Consider the following 7,568-nt stretch of genomic DNA (forward strand, 5'->3'; position numbering starts at 1 on the left):
GTCCGAGGCGCTGGTGCACGCCACCCTGCCGTTCGGCCTGCAGCTCGCCGACAAGGGGCTGGACGCGCTGAAGAAGAACAAGCACCTGGCCAAGGGCCTGAACGTGCTGAAGGGCGAAGTCACCCACCCCGCCGTCGCCGAAGCCTTGGGCAAGCCCTTCGTCGACCCGTACAAGGCCTGGGCGTAGGGAACGGGATTCAACCGCGGAACCGCCGAAAACGCGGAAAGGCGCTCCTCGCCTCCAGGCCCAAAACGATCGCGCTAAGGCGCGATCAAGCCTTCCCCGACCGCCGGTTTTCTCTTCCGCGTCTTTCCGCGGTTCCTCTTCTCTTGTTCGGCTCGATCCACCCCCGCCTTGCAATAACGCTGCAATCTCCGCCAGAGTCCCGCGAGGGCAACCGAAGCGGGAGGCGCGCCGATGTGCGACGACGACATCCATCAGGGCCTGACGCCGGACGTGGCGGTGACGCGCCGGATGCTCGGGGTCAGCGCCGCGGCCGCCGCGGCGCTCGCCGCCGCCTCGGCCCATGCCGCGAGCGTCGAGGTGGCCGAGCAGGACGTCACCGTGAAGACCCCCGACGGGACCTGCGACGCGGTGCTGTTCACGCCGGCCGGCAAGGGCCCCTATCCGGGCGTCTTGATCTGGACCGACATCCTGGGCCTGCGTCCGGTGTTCCGCGAGATGGGCAAGCGGCTCGCCTCGTCCGGCTACGTGGTGCTGGTCCCCAACCCCTTCTACCGCTCGCAGAAGGCGCCGGTGGTCGACGCGACCTTCAACTTCGCCGACCCGGCGCAGCGGGCCAGGGTGTTCGCGCTGCGCCAGGCGATGACCTGGGACGGTGTCGACAGGGACATCGGCGCCTACACCGCCTACCTGCAGGCCGCGCCGAAGGTGAACCGCAAGGTCAAGCTGGGTGTCCAGGGCTACTGCATGGGCGGCCCCCTGATGATGCGCACCGCCGCCACCGCCGCCGACCGGATCGGCGCGGGCGCGAGCTTCCACGGCGGCACGCTGGTCACCAAGGACGCCGAGAGCCCGCACCTGTGGGTCCCGAAGATGAAGGGCCAGTTCTACATCGCCGAGGCGGACAACGACGACAAGTCGAACCCCGAGGCCAAGACCATCGTCCAGTCGGCGTTCGAGGCCGCCCACGTCCCCGTCAAGCTGGAGGTCTACACCGGCGCCATGCACGGCTGGTGCGTGCCCGGCAGCCAGGTCTACAACGCCCCCGCCGCCGAGAAGGCCTGGGGCCAGCTCCTCGCCCTCTACGGCAAGGCGCTGGCTTAGGCTCAGAGTTCCTCCCGCTCAGGGGAGGTGGCCCAGCGGGCCGGTGGGGGCTTCCTCCGCCGAGCTGCAGCTGCGAGTCCGCGGCGGAACCCCCCTCACCGGCTTCGCCGGAGCTCCCCCTCAGGGGGAGCATCCGTGGGACCGGCCCTAATTGCCCGACGGCGCGGTGCGCCGCCCGGCGTTCGACAGCGGGCCGCCGAACCGCTCGCGGTTGGCGACGGTGTCGGGCACCGGGCCATTGGTCACCGTCTCGGTGCGGTAGCTCGCCTCGGCGCCGTAGCTGCCGGCGGCCGGAGCGGCGGCGTAACGGTCGTCATAGCCCGAGGGCGCCACATAGGCCTGGTCGGGCGCGGGCGGCGGGACCGCCACCGCATAGCCGCGCGGGACCGCGTCGGCGAAGGCGATGCGCTCCTCGCGCATGGCGCTCGCCACCGCGTGCTCCTCGCAGGACTGCAGTAGCGGGGGCGTCCTGGCCTTCGGCTGCTCGCCGAGCTCGCGGCAGAGCTCATAGGCCGTGTTGCGGATGCGCCGGTCGAGCTCGCGGCGGCCCCATCCCGTGGTGAGGTCGAGGTCGGCGAAGCTCACCGCCCGCGACAGGCTGCGGGGCCCGTTCGGGCCCCAGCGGCCGACCACGGTGACCTCGGGCACGACGACCTGCGCCAGCGCCGGGGCGGCGAGCGCGCTCAGCCCAAGGGCCAGCGCGCCCCAGGCCCAGGGCGAGGATTTGGGTCGGACAGATTTCGGCATGATCGCTCCTTCGGATGCGATCTGCGCGCGACCAGCCCCCCGACAGCCCCTGGCGCGCGGAGATCGGGTGGTCTCGATGCGGCCCCCAACCCGTAGCGAAGGCAGAGGTTCCGAAGCTCACATCGTTCGTCATCCCGGCCGTACGTCCGCGACTGCGGGCGGTAGAGCCGGGACCCAGGCGCGCCGGCAGGCCCTCTGGGTCCCGGATCGGCCACATGGCCGTCCGGGATGACGGGAATGGTTGCGGTCGCGCTTGTTCTCCGTCATCCCTTCCCCCGAAGGCGGTCTCCCCTAACCGGGGGCCAAGAGGGAAGGGGGTGCGAATCCCCCGCTGTGCCCGCAACTGTGAGCGGCGAGGCCTTGCGTCCGTCCCGTCTCGCGTGATCGAGACGGCGCCACTGGGATTTCCCGGGAAGGCGAGGTCGCCGGGCCGCGTGAGCCGTGAGCCAGGAGACCTGCCGCCTTCCGTCGCTCGTCCGCGGCCCGGGACCAGGCCATCGGCGCGGGAAGGCCCCAAGACCTTCCAGTCGCAGCGACTCCACTTTGGAGGCGAAACGACCATGCGTGCTCTTCTTCTCTCATCGGCGGCCTCGGCGGCCGCGCTTCTCCCGCTGGCCGCCCGGGCGGCCGACGATCCGCCGCTCTCCGAGCTGGTGGTGACCGCGACGCGGCTGCCGGCCGCCATCGACCAGGTGACCGGCGCCCACGTCATCGACCGCGCCGAGCTCGAGGCGCGCCAGACGCCGTTCGTGCAGGATGTGCTGCGCACCGTGCCCGGCGTCACGGTCACCGACAACGGCGCGTTCGGCGGGATCTCCGCCATCCGCATCCGCGGCGCCACGGCCGACAAGACCCTGGTGCTGATCGACGGAGTCCCGGTCGGCGATCCGGCCGATCCCAACGGGACCTATGACGCCTCGGCGCTGCAGAGCCTCGACATCGAGCGCATCGAGGTGCTGGAGGGACCGCAGGGCTCGCTGTGGGGCTCCGACGCGATCGGCGGCGTGGTCGCGATCACCACCCGCGAGATCGATGGCCTGCGCGGCGAGGCGGAGGGCGGCTCGCTGGGGACCGCCCGCGGCTTCCTGGGCGCCGGGACCTCGCAGGACCGCTACGCGGTCTCGGCGACGCTCGCGGGCCTGCGCACCGACGGCATCTCCAAGGCCGACACCGGGACCGAGCGGGACCCGTTCCGCACCGCCAGCGCCAGCCTCGCCGGCCGAGTGAAGCTCTCCGATGCGCTGCAGCTCGCCGCCAGGCTGCGCTACGCCTACGCCAACATCGCCATCGACGGCTTCCCGCCGCCCGACTTCACGCTCGCCGACACCCCGGACCGGGACAAGTCGCGCAGCTGGCAGGGCGACGCCCGGGCGATCTACCAGGGCGCCCTGGGCCTGACGCACACGTTGAGCGTCGCCGACTACCATCTCTGGCGGCGAGACATCTCGGACTTTCCTGCGCTCTACACCGCCGACCGCCGCGTCTGGCGCTGGACGGCCGAGCACGGCCGGGCCGCCGACCCCTACGCCTTCGTGCTGGGCGCCGAGCGGATGGAGACCCATGCCGACCTCTCGGGCCGCGCCTCGGCGGACCTCTCGACCACGGCCGCCTTCGCCGTGGGCCGCGCCCGGCCATGGGCGCCGCTGACGCTCACCGGCTCGCTCCGCTGGGACGATCCCGACCGCTTCAAGTCGCGCGTCTCGGCCCGCGCCGCCGCCGAAATTGACGTAGGGGAAGGTTTCACCCTCACCGCCTCGGCCGGCCAGGGCTTCAAGGTCCCCTCGATCTCCGAAGTCGTCTGTGACTTCTGCTTCGCCCCGCCGGTCCCGCTGCGTCCCGAGCGCGCCGAGGGCTACGACCTGCGGCTCGGCTGGCGCTCGCCCGATGGCCGCCTGAGCGCCGCGCTCACCGGCTTCCGCCTGAACGTCCGCGACCAGATCGCCTTCGTCGGTCCGCGGTATGTCAACATCGCCCGCACCCGTTCGCAGGGCCTGCAGGCCGAGGCGGACGCGAAACTCGCCGCGGGCCTGCAGCTGAAGCTGGCCTATGCCCGCACCGAGGCGGTCGACCGCAGCACCGGTGAGCCGCTGCTGCGCGTGCCCCGCGACACCGGTTCCGCGGCGCTGTTCTGGGATCGCGGACCCTGGCAGGCCGCACTCACCGCCCGGGCGGAATCGAGCCAGCCGGACATCGCCCGCGACGGCTTCTCGCGGCTCACCCGCAAGGGATTCGTCACCGCCGATTTCGCGGGCTCATACCGCCTGAGCGAGGCCGTCTCGCTCATCGCCCGCATCGAGAACCTGGCCGACAAGCGCTACGAGGAGGTGTTCGGGTTCAACGAGCCGGGCCGCACGGCCTTTATCGGCGTACGGTTCCGGAACTAGGCGGCGGCCCAGGCGCGGGGATCGAGGGCGGCGGGGTCGTCGAGCGCCATCTCGTCCCAGTCGAGGTCCGGCGGCGGGGTCTGGGCGGCGGCGACCACCGCGCTCATCTCGGCCACCGAGGCCACGTCGACCAGAACGGCGGAGGCTTCCGGTCGCGAGAGCGCGAAGCCCAGCGCCGCCTGCAGCGGGTCGGAGCGGCCCTCGGCGATCAGCCGGCGCGCCCGCGAGATGCGGCCGGCGGCGGCCTTCAGGTGGCTGGGCGCGCGGTCGGGCGGCAGCAGCAGCACGCCGTTGAGGAAGATCGAGCGCAGCTGCACCTCGACGCCCATGCCGGCGAGCTCGGCCAGCGTGCCGTCGACGATCAGCCGCTGGTCGAGCAGCGAAGCGGGAGCCTGCACCACGTCCGGCTTGAATCGCCGGGCGAGGCCGCGGGGATCATCGGAGGCGTAGACCGAGACGCCTATCTTCCGGCAGACGCCCTCGTCCTTGAGTTTGCGCAGGCGCTCCCAGAGCGCCGGCCCGCCAGCGCTCAGGAGATCGGTGGCCGAGGGCGCGAAGATCGCGTCGACCTTGTCCACGCCCATGCGGCGCAGCTGGGCGCGAATCTCGCCTTCTGCGAAGTCGGCGCCGCGGTCCGGCCTGACTGTGGTGACGGTGAGGCGGAACGGATTGGGCCTGGGCAGCAGCTGCCCCAGCATCGTCTCCCCGCTCGGGGAATGGCGGCCCACCTCCAGCACGGACAGGCCCGCCCGCGCACCGATCGAGAGAATATCGCGCGCCTCGGCCTCCCGCGGACGCCCGCGGGGGGTCGCCTGTTCGTCGAGGCGGAACTGCCCCGACCCAAGGCCGAGCTTCGCGATCAATGAGGTCATCTGGGGCTGGGCTTGGTAAGCTTCCGTTGAGCCGCCATCTTGGAGCCAGATGCCTAAGAACCCGTATCCAGGTCGTTATCCGGGGGTTAAATTTTGACCCCGCGCGAGCCCCTGCCCGAGTGGCCCCTGTTCGGCATGGCCGAGGACGTCAGGCCGGCCCTGAGGCGCGCCCGCGAGGGGGGGCTCGCCTGCGCGCTCGCCACCCTGGTCAGCGTCGACGGCGGCGGGCCGCGCCCGGCCGGCACGCAGATGGTCTTCGCGCCTGGGATCGTGGCCGGCTATTTCTCCGGCGGCTGCGTCGAGAGCGACATCGCCGACCACGCCTTCGCCTGCCTGGCCGACGGCGCGCCCAGGACGCTGGTCTATGGCGAGGGCAGTCCCTGGCCCGACATCCGCCTGCTGTGCGGCGCGCGCATCGAGATCTTCGTCGAGCGGATCGGGCCCGACGACGATGCGCTCGTCGAGCTGCTGGCCGCCGAGGCCGAGCGGCGGCCGGTCACCTACGTGACGGACGGCTACGCCCGCGCCTGCGGACCTGAGCTGTCGCCCTGGCCGGAAGCCGCGGTCGAGCGGCTCTACGAGCCCGTGCCGCGGCTGGTGGTGGTGGGCGGCGATCCCACGGCCCTGGCCATCGCCCAGCTCGGCGCCCAGGCCGGCTTCGAGACGACGCTGGTCAGGCCCAAGGGGCCCGGGACCCCGCCGCCGATCGCGGGGCTCGCCTACCGCCGCGAGGAGGCCGCCCCGGCGTTCGAGGCCATCGGCCTGGACCCCTGGACGGCGGTCGCCATCGCCACCCACGACATCGAGACCGATCACATGGCGCTGACGGCGGCCCTGCCGTCGCGGGCGGGTTACGTGGGTCTGCTGGGCGCGCGCCGCCGGCTGCAGGGCCGGCTGGCCGAGCTCCGCGCCGACGGCGTCGCCGAGAGCGCCATCGCGCGGCTGCATGCGCCGATCGGCCTCGACATCGGCGGCAAGGCCCCCTGGGAGGTGGCGGTCTCGGTGATCGGCGAAATCACCGCCTTGCGCTATGCGCGCGCCAGCGGCAGCGCCTCGACCAGGTCCCCCGCCGCAGCCGGCGGCGCGCCCGCGGCCCGTCGCAGCAGGGCGTCGGAGGCGGCGAACACGCTCACCAGCGACGAATCCTGATCGCCGTAAGGGCGGATGCGCACCTCGCCGTCGGCAAGGCTGAGCTTCGCCCGCATCCAGTGCTCGCGGTTTCCGTTCGCCGGCAGATCGATCTCCAGCCGGGCGTCGATGGTGACAGGCTCCGGCGAGGCGCCCTGAAAGGCGTTGAGGATCGGGTGCAGGAACATCTCGGCGCAGACGAAGGCCGAGGCCGGGTTGCCCGGCAGGCCCAACAGCCTGCGCCCGTCCGCCAGCACGCCGAAGAAGGTGGGCTTGCCGGGCCTGACCGCGACGCTCTCCACCCGATACGAGAAGCCGAGCGCCTCGGCCGCCGCGCGCACGAGGTCGTGGTCGCCCACCGAGGCGCCGCCGAGGGTGACGACGAGATCGGCCTGCGCGGCGCGCATCGCCTCGATCACCGCCTCCAGCTGGTCGCGGATCGGCTTGGCGCGGGCCACCTCGGCGCCCCAGCCCGCGATCATGGCGGCCAGAGCCGGGGCGCCGGAATCGTAGATCTGAAATGGACCCGGCGCGGCCGGCGCCTCGACGATCTCCTCGCCGGTCGAGAGCAGGGCGACCCGCGGGCGGCGTCGGACGGCGATCTCGGGGCGTCCGGCGGAGGCGGCGAGCGACAGGCGCCAGGGATCGATCCGCAGGCCGGGTTCGAGCAGCGCCTCGCCCTTTCGGAAGTCGCCTCCCGCCGGCCGGACGTTGTGCCCAGCCTGGGTCTCGGGCACGCGGACGGAGCCGCCCTCGCGCACGGCGTCCTCCTGGATCACCACCGCGTCGCAAGCCTCCGGAACCGCCGCCCCGGTGAAGATGCGCACCGCCTCGCCCGCGGCCACGGCGCCTTCGAAGCCATGGCCCGCGGCGCTCTCGCCCACGATCGTCAGCAATCCCGGACTGTCCGCGGCGCGCACGGCCCAGCCATCCATGGCCGAGGCGGGGAACGGCGGCTGGTCGCGCACCGCGGCGACCCGTTCGGCCAGGACGCGCCCGAGGCTTTCCGACAGCCGCACGCGCTCGACGGGAAGCGGCGCGATCTCCGCCAGCATGCGGGCGCGTGCGTCGTCGACGCTGAGCAGCTTCATGCCCGCCAGTCGCCCGACTTGCCGCCCGACTTGGAGACCAGCTTCACGGCCTCGATGA

General features: G+C 72.7%; 5 protein-coding genes, 2 pseudogenes and 1 riboswitch. Of the genes and pseudogenes, 4 read left to right on the forward strand and 3 right to left on the reverse strand.

The genetic code is table 11. The annotated features are described in order from the left end of the window. Positions 1 to 187: pseudogene (locus tag VLI41_RS03940) on the forward strand (alanine dehydrogenase); the annotation flags it as partial. A 231-nt stretch (positions 188 to 418) separates the two neighbouring features. Beyond that, the gene (locus VLI41_RS03945) at positions 419 to 1,288 is read left to right on the forward strand and encodes a dienelactone hydrolase family protein (protein WP_325266754.1); all 870 of its coding nucleotides are present in this window, start codon (positions 419 to 421) and stop codon (positions 1,286 to 1,288) included. Positions 1,289 to 1,435: 147 nt separating this feature from the next. Here VLI41_RS03945 and VLI41_RS03950 read toward each other — a convergent pair whose 3' ends face one another. Next, the gene (locus VLI41_RS03950; protein ID WP_325266755.1) at positions 1,436 to 2,035 is read right to left on the reverse strand and encodes a UrcA family protein; all 600 of its coding nucleotides are present in this window, start codon (positions 2,033 to 2,035) and stop codon (positions 1,436 to 1,438) included. Between the two features lie 265 nt (positions 2,036 to 2,300). Further along, positions 2,301 to 2,512: riboswitch (cobalamin riboswitch) on the forward strand. An 83-nt stretch (positions 2,513 to 2,595) separates the two neighbouring features. Here VLI41_RS03950 and VLI41_RS03955 point away from each other — a divergent pair. After that, positions 2,596 to 4,419: a TonB-dependent receptor plug domain-containing protein gene (locus tag VLI41_RS03955; protein WP_325266756.1), complete on the forward strand. Its 1,824-nt coding sequence runs from the start codon at positions 2,596 to 2,598 to the stop codon at positions 4,417 to 4,419. Here the strand turns inward: VLI41_RS03955 and VLI41_RS03960 are convergent. After that, the gene (locus tag VLI41_RS03960) at positions 4,416 to 5,291 is read right to left on the reverse strand and encodes a bifunctional regulator KidO (RefSeq protein WP_325266757.1); all 876 of its coding nucleotides are present in this window, start codon (positions 5,289 to 5,291) and stop codon (positions 4,416 to 4,418) included. The two genes, VLI41_RS03955 and VLI41_RS03960, sit on opposite strands and share 4 nt — an antisense overlap. Before the next feature lie 135 nt (positions 5,292 to 5,426). Between VLI41_RS03960 and VLI41_RS03965 the strand changes: the two are divergent. Beyond that, positions 5,427 to 6,248: pseudogene (locus VLI41_RS03965) on the forward strand (XdhC family protein); the annotation flags it as partial. 71 nt (positions 6,249 to 6,319) lie between these two features. On the opposite strand, the gene glp reads toward VLI41_RS03965, so the two are convergent. Next, positions 6,320 to 7,510, reverse strand: coding sequence for a gephyrin-like molybdotransferase Glp (gene glp / locus VLI41_RS03970; protein WP_325266758.1), 1,191 nt, complete (start codon positions 7,508 to 7,510; stop codon positions 6,320 to 6,322). Positions 7,511 to 7,568 lie beyond the last annotated feature (58 nt).

Origin of the sequence: Phenylobacterium sp., assembly GCF_035475775.1 — a bacterium.
Classification (GTDB): domain Bacteria; phylum Pseudomonadota; class Alphaproteobacteria; order Caulobacterales; family Caulobacteraceae; genus Phenylobacterium.